This window comes from Sciscionella marina DSM 45152, from assembly GCF_000379465.1.
GTDB lineage: Bacteria > Actinomycetota > Actinomycetes > Mycobacteriales > Pseudonocardiaceae > Sciscionella > Sciscionella marina.
In genome coordinates this window covers 1-18,927 of the sequence record NZ_KB905421.1, presented here as the reverse complement: position 1 = coordinate 18,927, position 18,927 = coordinate 1, and the positions used below count along the sequence as shown (strand labels likewise).

The 18,927-nt window shown below is 69.0% G+C and carries 2 protein-coding genes; both read right to left on the bottom strand.

Annotated elements, in window-relative coordinates; genetic code table 11:
* A partial coding sequence (locus tag A37U_RS0132690) for a type I polyketide synthase (RefSeq protein ID WP_020500888.1) occupies positions 1–12,040 on the bottom strand: 12,040 nt, incomplete at its 3' end.
* On the bottom strand, positions 12,040–18,738 hold the full coding sequence (locus tag A37U_RS0132685) for a type I polyketide synthase (RefSeq protein ID WP_205623081.1): 6,699 nt from the start codon (positions 18,736–18,738) through the stop codon (positions 12,040–12,042). The genes A37U_RS0132690 and A37U_RS0132685, both read right to left, overlap by 1 nt.
* Positions 18,739–18,927 lie beyond the last annotated feature (189 nt).

Sequence of the window (18,927 nt, the reverse complement as noted above, 5' to 3'; positions counted from 1 at the left end):
CCACGAGCAGCCAGGTGCCGGTCAGTGTTGTGGGGGTGGGTTCGGTGATGGGTTCCCAGGTGATTCGGTAGCGCCAGTCGGTGATGGTCGTGTCGGCCAGTTCGCGGCGCCGCCAGGACGCAAGCGCGGGCAGGATGTCCCGCAGCTGCCCGTCCTCGACCGCCAACTCATCGGCGAGCCCATCGACGTCCCCGTCCTCGACCGCCGCCCAAAATCGCGAATCACCTGTCGTGTCCACTGCGGACTGCTGTGCCGGACGGTCGGGCCAGAACCTGGTGCGTTGGAAGGCATAAGTGGGCAGATCAACCGCCTGTCCATTCAGGACAGTGGTCCAGTCCACCGAAACACCGTGCACATGCGCCCGGGACAGGCTGATGCGTAGCGCATCCTCGACCGGGGTGTCCTTACGCAGCAAGGGAATGAACACCGAATCCGGTAGTGTCTCCGATCCTATTGACGACAAGGTGCCATCGGGTCCGATCTCGATGAACACCGAAACGTCCCGCGCTGCCAGGGTTTCCACGGCATCGGCGAACCGGACCGGATGCCGGGCCTGCTCGGGCCAGTAATTCGCACCCAGTGTCTCAACGAGTCCGCCAGTGAGCGCACCAGCCCACGGAATCTCCGGCACCGAAAACTCCAATTCCCCGGCCACTTGGGCGAGCTCATCGAGGACGGGGTCCATGTGGTGCGAATGGAACGCATGAGAAACCCGCAACCGCCGCACCCGATAACCCCGCTCACCCCACCGCTCGACGATTCCTTCGACCGTGTCGGCATCCCCAGAAACCACCACCGAGGCCGGACTATTCACCGCGGCCAGCGACACCCCATCAACGCCATCGATCTCGGCACGCACCTCGGCCTCAGACGCCGCAACGGCCACCATCGCCCCACCCTCGGGCAACGCCTGCATCAGCCGGGCACGAGCGGCAACCAGCCGCGCCGCATCAACCAGCGACAACACCCCAGCCGCATACGCCGCCACGATCTCACCAACCGAATGCCCCGACACTGCATCTGGCCGCACCCCATGGGAAGCGAGCATCGCGACCAGCCCTACCTCGACGGCGAACAACCCGGTCTGGGCATACAGCGTCTGATCCGCCCGCTCATCCTCTCCCTCGGCCAGAACCACATCCCGGATCGAGGTGTCGAGTTCGGCCTCGATGAGCGCGCACGCCTCGTCGAACGCCTCCGCGAACACCGAACACGCGGCATACAGCCCTCGACCCATCCCAGCCCGCTGACTGCCCTGACCCGCGAAGACGAAGCCCACCCGGCCCGCACGCACCGAGCCGGTCACGACGCCAGGCGCGGACTGGCCAGTCGCCACGGCGGCCAGGCCCGCCAGCAGTTCCTCGCGGCCGCTGCCGGTCACCACGGCACGATGGTCGAACGCCGTCCGAGTCGTCGCCAGCGACCAACCTGCATCCGCCGAACCCAGCCCCGGACGGGCCAACACAAACTCCCGCAACCGGCCCGCCTGCGCTACCAAACCCGCGGCCGACCGAGCCGACACCGGCCAAACAAAACCACCGATAGCGGGAACACGTGCCCCCTCGGCGGGTTCCTCGACGTCCTCGGCGGGGGGTTCCTCGAGGATCACGTGCGCGTTGGTGCCGCTGATGCCGAACGCCGACACCCCGGCCCGACGCGGACGCTCACCAGCGGACCACTCCACCGGCTCCCGCAGCAGCTCGACGCTGCCCGACGACCAGTCCACGTGCGGCGACGGCTCGTCCACGTGCAGCGTCGCGGGCAGTTCGCCGTGTTGGAGAGACAGGACCATCTTGATCACGCCGACCACACCGGCGGCCTGTTGACTGTGGCCGATGTTCGACTTCACCGATCCCAGCCACAGTGGCCGATCACGGTCCCGCCCGTAAGTGGCGAGGACGGCCTGCGCCTCGATCGGGTCGCCCAGGGCAGTGCCGGTGCCGTGCGCCTCGACGACGTCCACGTCGGCCGCGTCGAGCCCGCCGTTGGCCAGCGCCGCGCGGATGACCCGCTGCTGCGAAGGACCATTCGGCGCCGTCAACCCGTTGGAGGCGCCGTCCTGGTTGGTCGCACTACCCCGCACCACCGCCAACACCCGATGGCCATGACGCCAAGCATCGGAGAGGCGTTCGACGGCCAGCATGCCCGCCCCCTCGGCCATACCCATTCCGTCGGCCGCCGCCGCGAACGCCTTGCACCGGCCATCGGCCGCGAGCACACGCTGCCGGGAGAAACCGACGAACTCCGTGGGATCGGCCATCACCATCACGCCACCTGCGAGCGCCATCGAACACTCTCCTGCCCGTAGTGACTGGGCGGCGAGGTGCAGTGCCACCAGTGAGGAGGAGCAGGCGGTGTCGATGGTGACCGCCGGACCCTCCAGGCCGAGGGTGTAGGAGAGGCGGCCGGAGAGGACGCTGCCGGTGTTGCCGGTGATCAGGTGTCCTTCGACGCCTTCGAACCCGGTACCGCCCGCGCCGAGATAGCCGGACGGCGCGGCGCCGGCGAACACCCCGGTTTGCGAGCCGTGGAGGGTAATCGGGTCGATGCCCGCGCGTTCCAAAGCCTCCCACGACACCTCCAACAACAACCGCTGCTGCGGATCCATCGCCAGCGCCTCCCGCGGGGAGATACCGAAGAATCCGGCGTCGAAGTCGGCGACCCGGTGCAGGAATCCACCCTGCGACACGTACGAGGTGCCGGGGTTGTCCGGATCCGGGTCGAACAGCCCCTCGACGTCCCAACCCCGATCCACCGGGAACCCGGAAACCGCGTCCCCACCCGACGACAGCAGATCCCACAACGCCTCCGGATCGCGGACGCCCCCGGCGTAACGGCAGCCCATGCCCACGATCGCGATGGGTTCGGTGGACCTCTCGGCGCCGGCGGTGGCGACGGGTGCCGCCTCGGAGACGCCGAGTAGGCGGTCGACGATCTCCCTGGCCAGCACGGTCGGGGTCGGATGGTCGAACGCCATCGTGGACGGCAGTTTCAGCCCGGTGGCCGCGTTGAGCCGGTTGCGCAGTTCGACGGCGGTGAGCGAGTCGAAGCCCAGTTCGCGGAACGCCTGGCCGGTGGGTACTTCACCCGCCGTGGTGTGGCCGAGGACGGCGGCGGCGTGCGTACGGATCAGGTCGGCGACAACCCGGATCCGTTCGGCCGCATCCAGCCCGGTCAGGCGCCGGACCAGCTCCGCGGTCTCGCCCGGGGCAGGCTCGTCGGTGTCCGGCTCGCGGGCCTCGGGGATCCGTTCCAGCAGCGGACGTTCGCGGGCCGCGCCGAATACCGGGGCAAACCACTCCCAGTCCACGTCGGCGACGGCCAGGAACGTCTCGTCGTCATCGAGCACCTGCCCCAATGCGGTGAGCGCGCGGTCAGGGTCGAGGAAGTTCATACCCTGCCGCAACAGTCGGGCCGGTGTGACGCTGCCTGGCTTCTGGTCGAGGACGGCGTTGACCGCGTCCCAGTCGCGGGTGTCCCACACACCCCACGCGATCGACGTGCCCGGAAGGCCCCGGCCGCGGCGGTCCTCAGCGAGCGCGTCGAGGTAGGCGTTGGCCGCCGCGTAGGCACCGTGGTCGTTACTGCCCCAGGTCGCCGAGATGGACGAGAACAGCACGAAAGCGTCCAGGTCGAGGTCGGCGGTGAGCTCGTCGAGCCAGTACGCACCGACCGCCTTGGCGCCAAGGGAGACCGACAGGCCTGCGACGTCGGTGCTGTCCAGGGGGGCCATGTGGACGGCGTTGGCCGAGTGCAGTACCGCGGACAGCGGCGGGCCGTCGGCGGCGATGCGGTCCAGCAGCCCGGACACCTCGCCCCGGTCGGCGATCTCGCTGCAGAGCACGTCGACGCGCGACCCGGCGTCGGCGATCTCCGCGGCGAGTCCGGCGGCGCCGGGCGCGGACGGCCCGGAGCGGCTGGTCAGCACCACCCGCGGCGCACCGCGCCCGGCCAGCCACGAACCGACCCGGGCACCGATCGACCCGGTACCTCCGGTCAGCAGCACGGTGCCACGCGGATTCCACCGTGACCGTGGCGCCCGCCGCGTGGCCGACCGCACGAGCCGTCGGGCCAGGACCCCGGCGCCCCGGATGGCGACCTGGTCCTCCTCGCCGTCGGCGAGCACCGCGCACAGCCGGGCCGCGACCCGGTCGTCCCAGTTCGGCGGCAAGTCGACCAGGCCGCCCCAGCGCCCGGGGTGCTCCAGGCCGGCGACCCGGCCCAGCCCCCAGGTCTGTGCCTGCACCGGGCTGGTGGTGTCCTCGCCCGGGCCGGTCGAGATAGCCCCACGCGTCGCGACCCACAGCGGCGCATCGATCCCGGCGTCGCCGAGCGCCTGCACCAGTCCGAGCGTCCCTGCTATACCGCGGGACACCGTGGGGTGATCCGGTACCGGGGTCTCGTCGAGGGCCAGCACCGACAGCGCCCCGGACACCGGGCCGGTGACAGTCGCGCGCACGGTCGCGGCGAGCGCCGCCCGGTCGACGCCCTCGGTCCGCACGACGACCACGTCGGCGCCGCGGTCGGTCAGTGCTTGTGCGCAGTCCTGGGCCTCGGCCGATTCGCCGACGACCAGCCATGTCCCGGCGAGCACGGCGGCGCCGGACTCGGTCACCGGTTCCCAGGAGACGCGGTAGCGCCAGTTCGCGACCGTGGAGTCGTCCTGTTCGCGCCTGCGCCAGGAGGCCAGTGCGGGCAGCAGGTCACCGACGCGCTCGTCGTCGACTGAGAGGAGGTCGGCGACCTCGCGGGGGTCGCCACTGTCCACCGCCGCCCAGAATTCGGACTCCGCCGCTGCCTCGGCGTACACCGCACCGACCGTCTCTTCCGGCCAGAAGCGGCGGCGCTGGAACGCGTAAGTGGGCAGGTCGACGATCGTGCCGCCGCCGAGGACCTTCGCCCAGTCCACGGCAACACCGTGCGCGAACGCCTCGCCGAGGGACGCCAGCAGCCGGTCGGCACCGCCGTCGTCGCGCCGCAAGGTGCCGGCGACCACCGGGGCGGTGTCCTCCAGGGCGTCGGCGATCGCGCCGGTGAGCACCGGGTGCGGCGAGGTCTCGACAAATACCCCGTGTCCGGATTCCCCCAGCATGCGGATGGTTCGCTCGAATTCGACCGTTTCGCGCAGACTCGCGTACCAGTACTCGGCTCCCATCTCCGGGCCGGTCAGCATCTCCCCGGTCATCGCCGAGACCATCGAAATCTCGGCCTCACGGGGGCTGATCCCGTCCAACACGGACACGATCTCTTGCCGCAAAGCATCAACCTGCGCCGAATGCGACGCATAATCCACCGGAATCACCCGCGTCCGCACCTCGGGGCACGACTCGGCAAGCTCCCGCAACGCCTCGGGATCACCCGACACAACCGTCGACAATGGACCATTCACGGCCGCGACCGACAGCCGCTCACCCCACGACGCGATGCGTCCACGCACCACATCAGCGGCCTCGGCGACCGACATCATCCCGCCACGACCGGCCAACGCCGTCAACGCCCTGCTCCGCAACGCAACCACACACGCGGCATCGTCCAGCGCCAGGATGCCGGCGACGACGGCGGCGGCGATCTCGCCTTGGCTGTGGCCGACCACGGCGTCGGGGTACACGCCTGCCCGCTGCCACACTTCTGCGAGGGACACCATCACCGCCCACAGGGCGGGCTGAACCGCATCTGCCGCTTCGAATCCGTGCGCACCGGCGAGAACGTCGTCGAGATTCCACTCCACGTACGGCGCCAGCGCCTCGGCGCATTCCGCCAACCGTGCCGCGAACACTGGCGAGGACTCGGCCAGTTCCCGACCCATCCCCAGCCACTGACTGCCCTGCCCGGGGAACACGAACACCACGCGCCCCACGCCACCCGGCGGCACCGATCCGGTCACCACGCCGGCGGCGGGCTGCGCGGTCGCGACAGCGGCGAGCCCGGCGGCCATGTCCTCCCGGTCGGTTCCGGTCACCACCGCGCGGTGTTCGAACGCCGACCGGGTAGCGGTCAGCGACCACGCCACGTCGGCCAAGTCGAGGTCCGGGCGGGCAAGCACGTGTTCGCGCAGCCGACCGGCCTGGGCGGCCAGCCCGTCCGGGGTGCGCCCGGACACGATCCACGCCGGGGGCCCGGACAGCAGCAGGGGCCCGGTCGCCTCCGGCACCGTCCGGACCGCCTCATCGGGGGCTTCCTCGACGATGACGTGAGCGTTGGTGCCGCTGACACCGAAGGCGGACACCCCCGCCCGGCGTGGTTGGTCGCCCTTTGGCCACGGCACCGTATCGGCGAGCAGCCGCACCTCGCCCGTGGACCAGTCCACCCGCGTCGACGGCTGGTCGATGTGCAAGGTGCGGGGCAACTCTCCGTGTTGGAGGGCAAGGACCATCTTGATCACACCCGCGACACCCGCCGCGGTCTGCGCGTGTCCGATGTTGGACTTCACCGATCCTAGCCACAGTGGGCGATCACGATCCCGGCCGTAGGTCGCCAGCACAGCTTGGGCCTCGATCGGATCGCCCAGCGTGGTACCCGTGCCGTGCGCCTCGATTGCGTCCACATCGGACACTTCCAGTCCGGCATTGGCCAGCGCGGACCGAATGACCCGCTGCTGGGACGGGCCGTTCGGGGCGGACAGGCCGTTGGAGGCGCCATCCTGGTTGGTGGCGCCGCCCCGGATCAACGCGAGCACCCGGTGACCGTTGCGTTGGGCATCGGACAAGCGCTCCAACAGCACCATGCCCGCGCCCTCACCCCAACCGATGCCGTCGGCGTCGTCCGAGAACGCCTTGCACCTCCCGTCGGCGGCCATCCCGCCCTGCTGGGAGAACTCCATGAACGCACCCGGCGTCGACAGCACGGCGACACCGCCTGCCAGGGCCATCGAGCACTCCCCGGAACGCAGCGACTGACTCGCCAGGTGCAGCGCCACCAGCGACGACGAGCACGCGGTGTCCACCGTCACCGCAGGCCCCTCCAGACCAAGGGTGTAGGCGACCCGGCCGGAAATCACGGCGGTCAGGCCGCCGGTCATCAGGTAGCCCTCGGAGCCGCTGTCGCCGCCCGCCAGCCCCATGCCGTACCCGGCGTAGGTCGCGCCCGCGAACACGCCGGTCCGCGAGCCGCGCAGCAAGGCGGGGTCGATCCCGGCGGCCTCCAGGGTCTCCCACGACACCTCGAGGAGCATCCGCTGCTGCGGGTCCATGGCCAGGGCCTCACGTGGCGAGATCCCGAAGAACCCGGCGTCGAAGTCGGCCGCGTCGTAGACGAATCCGCCCTGACGGACGTAGGTGGTGTCCGGGTCGCCGTACCGCTCCTCCATGGCGTCCCAGCCGCGGTCGGTGGGGAAACCCGCGATCGTGTCGGTGCCGGAGGCCAGGAGGTCCCAGAACTGCTCGGGGTTCGCGGCGCCGCCGGGGTAGCGGCAGCCCATGCCGACGATCGCCAGGGGTTCGCTCTCGACGACGGCGGCGACCGCCGCAGCTGGTTCGGGTCCGATGTGGACGCCGACGAGCTGTGCGCACAGGAACTCGGCCAGGGCGGCGGCGTTGGGGTAGTCGAAGATCAGCGTCGACGGCAACGTCAGCCCCGACGCCGCCGACAGCCGGTTGCGCAGCTCAACGGCGGTCAGCGAGTCGAACCCGAGATCCTTGAACGCCCGGTCGGCCTGCACCGCGTCCGCATTGGTATGGCCGAGCACGGCGGCCGCCGCGGCGCGCACCAGGTCGATCAGCAGCCGGTCCTGTTCGGCGCGGGACAGGCCCGCCAGCCGCTGTCCCAGTTCGGTGGTCGATTCGGCGGGGCCGCCCTCGCCCGTGGCGAGAGCCTGTTCGACCTCGGGCAGCGACGCGATCAGTGGGCTCGGACGGCGGAGGGTGAAGGTGGGGGCGAATCGCGCCCAGTCGACGTCGGCGACGGCGATCGCACCCTCGCGGCCGTCGAGGACCTCGGCGAGTGCCTGGATGCCGCGTTCAGGGTCCATGACGCGCATGCCCAGGCCGCGGAGCTGGTCGCCGGCGGCGCCGCCGACCATGCCGCCGCCCCACAGGCCCCAGGCCACCGACGTCGCGGCCAGGCCGCGGGCGCGGCGGGCCTCGGCGACGGCGTCGAGGTGGGCATTGGCCGCGGCATACCCGGACAGGCCGCCGCTGCCCCACACCGCGGCGCCGGAGGAGAGCAGCACAAACGCGTCGAGGTCCCCGGTCAGCTCGTCGAGCCAGGTGGCGCCCGCGGTCTTGGCCGCGAGCACCGACGACAGGTCCGCCACTGTGGTGTCGGCGATCGGGCCGCCCTCGCCGACACCGGCGGCATGCACGACCGCCGATAACGCCGGACCAGTCGCGGCCATGCGGTCTAACAGCCCGCTCACCTGCGCGCGCTCGGCGGCGTCACAGGCGATGACATCCACGGCCGTACCTCGACCTGCCAGGTCCGCGACCAGCTCCACCACCGCGGCGGCCGCCGGGCCCGACCGGCTCGTCAGCACGACACGAGACACCCCGCGACCGGCCAACCACCGCCCCACATGCCCACCGATCGCCCCGGTACCACCGGTGATCAACGCGGTACCACGCGGCGCCCACTCCGTGGTGTGCCTCGGCCGAGGGGCACGTACGAGCCGCCGCCCGAGGATCCCGGCCGGTCGCAGCGCGACCTGGTCCTCGCCGGTTCCGGCCAGCACCGCGCACAGCCGCGCGGCAGCGCGGTCGTCCCAGGTCTCCGGCAGGTCGACCAGGCCACCCCACCGGTCCGGATGCTCCAACGCCGCGACCCGACCGAAACCCCACACCTGCGCCTGTAGCGGTCGGACCGTGCCGCCGTTCGGGGCGACCGCGCTCCTGGTGAGCACCCACAGCGGCGCGTCGATCCCGGCCTCGCCCAATCCCCGCACCAGGCGCAGCGTGGCGGCCAGCCCCGCGGGCACGGCGGGAAACTCCGCGTTCGGCATCTCGTCCAGCGCCAGCAGCGTCACCACCCCGCTGATGTCCCCGGGCGGCGTCCGGTCCAGTTCGTCGGGGTCGACGGTGACCACCTGGGCGCCGTGGTCGGTCAGCGCCCGCTCTACCCACCCGCGTTCGGCGGGTTCGGCGCCACCGACGAGCAGCCAAGTGCCGGACAGCACGGCCGTACCTGGGTCGGTGACCGGAGCCCAGTTGACGCGGTAGCGCCAGTCGGCCACGGCGGAGCCCTTGCGCTCGTCGCGCCGCCACGATGCCAGGGCGGGCAGGACCTCGCTGAAGGGTCGGTCACCGTCCAGGGCCAGGGTGTCGGCCAGCCCGTCCAGGTCGCCGCTCTCGACGGCGGCCCAGAACTCGGACTCCGCCCCGGAGGTTTCGACTGTCGGGGAGACCGGCTCGGGCCAGTAACGCTGACGCTGGAACGCGTAGGTGGGCACGTCGACGGTGGTGCCGCCGCCGAGGACCGTCGCCAAGTCCACGGCCACGCCACCGACGAACGCCTCCGCGAGGGAGGTCAGCAGCCGACTCCCGCCGCCGTCTTCGCGGCGCAGGGTGCCGACGACCACCTGGGCGGTGTCGTCCAGCGTGTCACTGATCGCGCCGGTGAGCACCGGGTGCGGGGACGTCTCGACGAACACGCCGTTCCCGTCCTCGGCCAGGGTGCGGATGGCTCGCTCGAACTCCACCGTCTCACGCAGGCTGGCGTACCAGTACCGTGCGTCCATCTCCGGACCCGACAGCGTTTCGCCGGTCATCGCCGACACCATCGGAATCCCGGCCTCGCGCGGACTGATTCCGTCCAGAGTAGACAGGATTTCGTCCCGCAAGGCGTCGACCTGCGCGGAGTGCGAAGCGTAATCTACCGGAATCACCCGAGTCCGCACCTCGGGGCAGGACTCCGCGACTTCCCGCAACGCTTCCGGATCGCCGGAGAGAACTGTCGACAGTGGACCGTTCACGGCCGCGACCGACAATCGCTCGCCCCACGGCGCAATGCGCACACGAACGGAATCGGCGGCCTCGGCGATCGACATCATGCCGCCCTTGCCCGCGAGTACCCGCAGCGCCTTGCTGCGCAGGGCGACGACTCGGGCCGCGTCCTCCAGCGGCAGGATCCCCGCCACCACGGCGGCGGCGATCTCGCCCTGGCTGTGGCCGACCACCGCGTCGGGTCGCACACCGGCCGCCCGCCACACCTCGGCGAGGGACACCATGACGGCCCACAATGCGGGCTGGACGACGTCCGCGGCCTCAAACCCGTACCCACCGGCGAGAACGTCGTCCAGATTCCACTCCACGTACGGCGCCAGCGCCTCGGCGCACTCCGCCAACCGTGCCGCGAACACCGGGGAGATCTCAGCGAGTTCTCGACCCATGCCGACCCACTGGCTGCCCTGGCCGGGGAACACGAACACCGTCCGACCCAGGTCTCGCTGCGGCACCGCACCGGCGACGACGGTCGCGGCGGGCGTGCCGGTCGCCACCGCGGCCAGCCCGGCGGCCAGCTCGTCACGGTCGGTACCCAACACCACCGCGCGGTGTTCGAACGCAGAGCGGGTGGTGGCCAGCGACCACGCCACGTCCGCGTTGGCCACCTCGGGCCGAGCGAGGACGAACTCGCGCAGTCGCTCGGCTTGCGCGGCCACGGCACCGGCCGACCGGCCGGACACGGTCCACGCGGTGGCGGCGGAGGCCAGCAGCGGCTTCCGCGGTTCGACGGGCTCCACCCCGTCCTCGTCGGCCTCCACGGCGGGGGATTCTTCGACGATGATGTGGGCGTTGGTGCCGCTCATGCCGAACGCCGACACTCCTGCCCGGCGGGGACGCCCCCCGACCGACCACGACACCGACTCCCGGAGCAGCGCCACGTTGCCCGAGTCCCAGTCCACGTGCGGGGTCGGCTCGTCGGCATGCAGTGTGCGGGGCAGTTCGGCGTGCCGCAGCGCCATGACCATCTTGATCACACCCGCCACACCCGCGGCCTGCTGCGTGTGGCCGATGTTGGACTTCAGCGATCCCAGCCACAGTGGACGGTCGCGATCTTGGCCGTAGGTCGCCAGCACGGCCTGCGCTTCGATCGGGTCACCAAGAGTCGTGCCGGTGCCGTGTGCCTCCACGACGTCGACCTGGTCGGCGCTCACCCTCGCACCCGCAAGGGCGGAGCGGATGACTCGCTGCTGCGACTGCCCGTTCGGCGCGGTCAGCCCGTTGGACGCCCCGTCCTGGTTGGTCGCCGTACCACTCACCACCGCCAGCACGCGATGTCCGTGGCGGCGGGCGTCGGAAAGCCGCTCAACCACAAGCGTTCCGGCACCCTCCGACCAGCCAGTGCCGTCGGCGTCGGCCGAGAACGACTTGCACCGACCATCCGCCGCCAAACCCCGCTGACGGGAGAACTCCGCAAAAGTACCGGGAGTCGCCATCACCGTAACCCCGCCGACCAACGCCAGCCCGCATTCCCGCTGCCGCAACGCCTGCACCGCCAGGTGCAACGCCACCAACGACGACGAACACGCCGTGTCCACCGTCACCGCCGGTCCTTCGAGACCGAGGGTGTAGGCGACGCGGCCGGAGAGGACACTTCCCGCGTTACCGGTCATCAGGTAGCCCTCGGCACCGCTGTTGCCGTCGGCCAGTTCAGCGCCGTAGCCGGAGGACGACGCGCCCGCGAACATCCCGGTGCGGGAGCCGCGCAGCGAGACCGGATCGATGCCGGACCTCTCCAGCGCCTCCCAACAGGTCTCCAGCAGCAGCCGCTGCTGCGGATCCATCGCCAGCGCCTCCCGCGGAGAAATCCCGAAGAACCCCGCATCGAACTCCGTCGCATCGTGAACAAAACCACCCCGACAGGCATAGTCCGAACCATCGCTGTCCCAACCACGGTCGGTCGGGCACGCCGAGACCGCGTCGGTGCCCGCCGCGATGAGGTCCCATAGGTCCTCTGGACTACACACCCCACCCGGCAACCTGCATCCCATACCGACAATCGCGATCGGCTCATGGGCGGCGGCCTCCATGTGGCGGAGTCGCTTGCGTGTCTCCTGGAGCTCGGCCGAAGCCTTCTTGAGGTACCCGAACAGTTTTTCCTGACTCTCCATCACAGGCTCCCGAGCTCGTTATCGAGGAAACTGAAGACTTCGTCCGGGGTGGCCGAGTCGAACTCGATCTCGCTGCCGGATACCTCGGAGGACTCCTCGAGGTTTGCGAGGATCCCGCGCAGACGCCGGGTCACATCCTCGCGTACACCAGCGTCGGCGGTGATGCCGAACAGCCCGGTTTCCAACCGGTCGAGGTTGGCGAAGACCGCATCCGGACCTGACTCACCGCCGAGGGTTTCCGCGCGCAGGAACGCGGCGAGCGCTTCGGCGTTGGGGTGGTCGAAGACGAGTGTCGCGGGAAGACCACGCCCGGTGGCGGCGTTGAGCCGATTGCGCAGCTCCACCGAGGTGAGCGAATCGAACCCCAGCTCACCAAAGGCCCGGTCGGCCCCGATGGCGTCCCCGCTGGTGTGGCCGAGTACTGCCGCCGCCTCGGTGCGAACCAGGTCGACCAGCAGCCGGTCCTGGTCCGCACGGGGCAGTCCGGTCAACCGTTCGGCCAGGTCACCGGCACCCCCAGGGGCCTGTTCGGCGGGGGTCAGCGCGTGCTGGGCCTCGGGAAGCGAGCCGATCAGCGGGCTCGGGCGGCGCAGACTGAATGTGGGGGCGAACGTCGGCCAGTCCACGTCGGCCACCGCGACGACACATTCGCGGGCATCGACCGCCTGGGCCAGAGCCCGGATCCCGAGGCGCGGGTCCATCGGGGACAAGCCGAAGCGGCGCAGTTGGTCGCTGGCTTCCCCGGCGCCCATCCCCGCACCGTGCCACACACCCCACGCGAGCGCAGTCGCCACTTCACCGCGGGCGCGGCGACTCTCGGCAAGGGCGTCGAGGAAAGCGTTCGCCGCGGCATAACCGGGTTGCAGCGCGCTGCCCCAGGTCGCCGAGATCGAGGAGAACAGCACGAACGTCTCCAAGTCCATGCCCGCGGTCAGCTCGTCCAACCACACCGCACCGGCGGCCTTACCGGACAGAGAATCGGCCAGCACCGTCGCGTCCATGTCCGCCACCGCAACGCCCTGTCCGACACCCGCTGCGTGCACCACACCGGTCAGCGGCGGCCCGCCGGCCGCGATGCGGTCGAGGACCCCGGCGAGCTGGGTGCGCTCGGCCGTATCACAGGCGAGGACCTGCACGGCGGTCCCCGCTGTGGCCAACTCGTCGGCCAGCTCGGCCACACCGTCCGCGGCCGGCCCGGACCTGCTGGTGAGCACGATCCTCGGAGCGCTCCGCTCGGCCAGCCATCGGCCGACGTGCCCGCCGATTCCGCCGGTTCCACCGGTAACCAGCACACTCCCGCCTGGGGTCCAGGTACGCCCGGAACGCGGCCGTGGGGCGCGAGACAATCGCCGGGCAAACGCACCACCAGTCCGCAGCGCCACCTGGTCTTCCCTGGCATCGGCAAGCACCGCACACAGCCGATCCGCGGCGCGCTGGTCCCACGTTTCCGGTAGATCGACCAGACCACCCCAGCGGTCCGGGTGCTCCAGACCGACTACCCGGCCGAAACCCCACACCTGCGCCTGAATCGGGCTGTTCGGTGACTCGGCAGGCCCGATGGCGACAGCGCCGCGAGTCACCACCCACAGCGGCGCCGTGACTCCCGCGTCACCGAGCGCCTGAGTCAACGCAAGCGTTGCGGCGAGCCCACTGGTCAGTACCGGGGAGCCGTCAACGGACGTCTCGTCCAGCGCCAGTAGTGAAACCACCCCGGCGAATTCCCCGTCCGACAGCGTGTCGGCGAAGCGCGCGCGGTCCTGCCCGACGGCGGGGAGGGGGACAACGGTCGCCCCGTGCTTGGTCAGTGCCTCCCCGACCTCGGTGGATTCGCCGACGAGTAGCCAGGTTCCGGTCAGTGCTGTGGGGGTGGGTTCGGTGATGGATTCCCAGGTGATGTGGTAGCGCCAGTCGGTGATGGCCGTGTCTTCGCGTTCGCTGCGGCGCCAGGACGCCAGTGCGGGCAGCACCTCACGGAACGGGCGATCACCGTCAATGTTCAGCTTATCGGCCAGTTCACTGGCGTCACCGTTTTCCACCACGGTCCAGAAACCAGACTCCGCAGCCGAACCCTCCACACGAACAGCCCGCTCAGGCCAGAACCTGCTGCGTTGGAAGGCATAAGCGGGCAGCTCGACCTCGTGTCCATTCAGGACAGTGGACCAATCGACGTCCACACCATGCACGTGTGCCCGAGACAACGCGACACGTAGTGCATCCTCGGCCGGGGTTTCCTTACGCAGCAACGGAATGAACACCGAATCCGATAGTGTCTCCGACCCCATCGATGACAGGGTTCCGTCAGGACCGATCTCGATGAACACCGACACATCCTGGTCGGCCAGAGTCTCCAGCGCATCGGCGAGCCGCACCGGCTCACGCGCCTGCGCAGGCCAATACGACGCATCCGGCGAGTCAACCAACTCACCCGTGAGCGCGCCAGCCCAGGGCACCTCCGGTGCGGAGAACCTCAACCCGGTAGCAACCGCTGCCAGCTCGTCAAGGACTGGATCCATATGGTGCGAATGAAAAGCATGAGAAACCCGCAACCACCGCACCCGACGATCCCGACCACGCCACCGCTCAGCGATCTCCTCAACAGCCCCCGCATCACCAGAGATCACCACCGACGACGGACCATTCACCGCCGCAATACCAACCCCAGGAGCCTCAGCAACATCGGCCCGAATCTCCTGCTCAGTAGCCGCGATCGCCGCCATGGCACCACCCTCGGGCAATGCCTGCATCAACCTGGCACGAGCCGCCACAAGCTTGACCGCATCCGACAACGACAGGACACCCGCAACATACGCCGCCGCGATCTCACCCACCGAATGCCCCACCACCACATCCGGACAAACACCATGACAAGCCAGCAACGCAACCAGGCCAACCTCAACCGCAAACAACCCCGCCTGCGCAAACAGCGTCTGATCCGCCCGCTCATCCTCCCCATCACCAAGCACCACTTCCCGAACCGGAACACCAACCTCAGCCTCAATCAGCGCACACGCCTGATCGAATGCTTCAGCAAACACCCGGCTCGAGGCATACAACTCACGGCCCATCCCAGCCCGCTGGCTTCCCTGACCCGCAAAAACAAAACCAACCCGACCCGAACCAGCAACCCCAGACACCACACCAGGAACAAAACGACCAGCCGCCAACGCAGCCAAACCATCCAACAACTCATCGCGATCAGTGCCGGTCACAACCGCGCGATGCGCAAACACCGACCGTGTCACCGCAAGAGACCAACCCACATCCACCGGATCCATATCCGGATTCGCCAACACAAACTCACGCAACCGAACAGCCTGACCCACCAACGCCCCAGCAGACCGCCCCGACACCGGCCACACCGGAACACCCAACGCACACCCCGACTCCCCGGTCTCCTCGGCCTCCCCAACCGGTGCTTCCTCAAGGATCACATGCGCATTAGTGCCACTAATCCCGAACGCCGACACCCCGGCCCGACGCCGACGATCCCCACCTCCACCCCAATCAACCGGCTCAGTAAGCAACTCAACCCTGCCCGACGACCAATCCACGTGCGGCGACGGCTCGTCCACGTGCAGCGTCGCAGGCAACACTCCATGCTCAAAAGCCAACACCATCTTCATCACACCAGCAACACCCGCAGCCTGCTGAGCATGACCAATATTCGACTTCACCGACCCCAACCACACCGGATCCTCCCGCTCCTGACCATACGTCGCCAACACCGCCTGCGCCTCAATCGGATCCCCCAACGCAGTCCCCGTCCCATGCGCCTCCACCACACCAACATCCGAAACAGACAAACCAGCATCAGCCAACGCCGCACGAATCACCCGCTGCTGCGAAGGACCATTCGGCGCCGTCAATCCATTCGACGCACCATCCTGATTGACCGCACTCCCCCGCACCACCCCCAAAACCCGACGACCATTCCGCCGAGCATCCGACAACCGCTCCAACAACACCAACCCCACCCCCTCAGCCATCCCCATCCCATCAGCATCGGCGGAGAAAGCCTTACACCGACCATCCCCAGCAAGTACCCGCTGCCGAGAAAAACCCACAAACCCCCCAGCATCAGCCATCACCATCACACCACCAGCCAACGCCAATGAACACTCCCCCAACCGCAACGACTGCACCGCCTGATGCAACGCCACCAACGACGACGAACACGCCGTATCCACCGTCACCGCAGGCCCCTCCAAACCAAAAACATAAGACACTCGACCCGACAACACACTCCCCGAATTGCCCGTAATCAAATGCCCCTCGACGCCGATTTCATCCGTTATTCCAGTGCCATATCCAGAGGAGGCAGCGCCGGCAAATACTCCGGCGCGGGAGCCACGCACCGTTTCGGGGTCAATTCCCGCATGCTCCAGGGTTTCCCAGGTGACCTCGAGCAACAACCGCTGCTGTGGATCCATCGCCAACGCTTCACGCGGAGAAATACCAAAAAAATCAGCGTCGAAACCCGTTACGTTACGAAGAAAACCGCCCTCGGAAACGTACGAGGTACCCGGATTGTCCGGATCCGGATCGAACAACCCCTCAACATCCCAACCGCGATCAACCGGAAAACCCGAAACTGCATCCCCACCCGAAGACAACAAATCCCACAACGCACCCGGACTATCGACATCACCCGCATAACGACAACCCATACCCACAATCGCGATCGGCTCCGCCGGATCCGCCGTGAACACCGGTGCGGGCGGCACCACCTCAGTAACGCCGAACAGCTGGCCGACGATCTCCTCGGCCAGCCCCGTCGGAGTCGGGTAATCGAACACCACAGTGGATGGCAGCGTGAGTCCGGTCGCGGTATTGAGCCGATTACGCAGCTCGACCGCAGTCAACGAATCGAAACCCAACTCACGAAATGCCTGACCCGCAGGGACCTCACCCGCCGACACGTGCCCGAGCACGACGGCAGCGTGCGTGCGGATCAGCTCGGCGACAGTACGGATACGCTCCTCGGCCCCACTCGCGACGAGCCGGTCGGCCAGTTCACTGGTTTCTCCGTCGGCCACACCGCCGCTGGACACGGTGGTTTCCAGTGCATGGACCTCAGGAATCCGGTTCAGCAACGGACGTTCCCGGGCCGCGGTGAACACCGGCGCAAATCGATCCCAATCCACATCAGCGAACGCCAAAAACGTCTCATCGTCGTCAAGAACCTGACCCAACGCCGTCAACGCCCGATCAGGATCGAGAAAATTCATCCCCTGCCGCAACAGTTTCGCCGGAGTCACGCTGCCGGGTTTGGTCTGGTCGGCGACAGCGTCGACGGCGTCCCAGTCACGGGTGTCCCACACGCCCCAGGCGATCGAGGTTCCGGGGAGTCCCCGGGCCCGGCGGTTGTCGGCCAGCGCGTCGAGGAAGGCGTTGCCCGCGGCATAGGCGCCGTGATCGTTGCTGCCCCAAGTCGCGGCGATCGAGGAAAACAGCACGAACGCTTCGAGGTCCAGCTCGGCGGTCAACTCGTCCAGCCAGTAGGCACCGGCCGCTTTGGCTCCCAAGGATGTGGACAGACCCTCTTCATCGGTTTCGTCTAAGGGAGCCACGTACGCGGTGTTCGCGGCGTGCAGCACGGCGGTCAGCGCGGAACCGGTCGTGGCGATACGGTCGAGCATGCCCGCCACCTGCGCGCGCTCAGCGGTGTCACAAGCGAGGACATCGACACCGGTACCGGCGGTGACGAGGTCGGCGATCAGTGCTGGCACGCCGGGGGCGGCGGCACCGGAACGGCCGGCGAGAACCAGCCGGTCGGCGCCTCGGCTGGCGAGCCAGCGGCCGACATATCCGCCGGTGGAACCGGTACCACCGGTGAGCAGCACCGTGCCACGCGGTTTCCAGTGATCCCCGCGAGGGTGGTGGGCAGCGGCGCGGATCAAGCGCCGGGCCAGAACTCCGGAGCTGCGCACCGCAATCTGGTCCTCCGTTCCTCCGACCAGTGCCCCGCACAGCCGGGCCGCGGTGCGTTCATCCCAGAACTGCGGCAGATCGATCAGACCGCCCCAGCGGTCGGGATGTTCCAGACCGGCGACCCGGCCCAGTCCCCAAGCCTGGGCCTGCACCGGACTGGTCAGCACTTCCCCAGAACCAGTGGCAACCGCGCCCCTGGTCAATATCCACAGTGGCGCATCGATTCCAGCATCGCCGAGGGCCTGCACCAGACCAAGCGTGCCCGCGACACCACGGGACACCACGGGATTCCGCGCTAGCGGAGTCTCATCGAATGCCGATACCGACAGCACCCCGGACAGCTCCTCGCCGACCTCGCTGAGAGTTTCGGCCAGGGCACGGCGATCCGCGCCATCGGGGTCGACGGTGACAACCCGCCCACCGCGCTCGCTCAGCGCCGTAGCCACCTCGGTGGACTCGCCAACCACGAGCCAGGTGCCGGAGAGTGTGACCGATCCTGGTTCGGTGACCGGTGTCCAGGTGATCCGGTAGCGCCAGTCGGCCACGACCGATTCGTCACGTTCGCGACGCCGCCAGGAGGCCAAGGCAGGCAGCACGTCGCCCAGCGAGCGATCGTCGACGTCGAGGGTGTCGACCAGACCGTCGAGATCGCCGTTCTCGACGGCAGCCCAGAATTCAGCCTCGGCACCGCTGGCCTCTGCGTTAACAGACCTGACCGGTTCGGGCCAGTATCGCTGCCGTTGGAAGGCGTAGGTCGGCAGATCCACGGTCNCCCCGGGCTTGAGCACCGCGGACCAGTCCACCGCGACACCGCGCACGAAAGCCTCCCCGAACGAGGTCAGCAGCCGGTCCGCGCCACCATCATCACGGCGCAACGTGCCCACCACCACCGGATCGGAATCCTCCAACGTATCGGTGATCGCCCCGGTGAGTACCGGATGCGGAGAAGTCTCGAT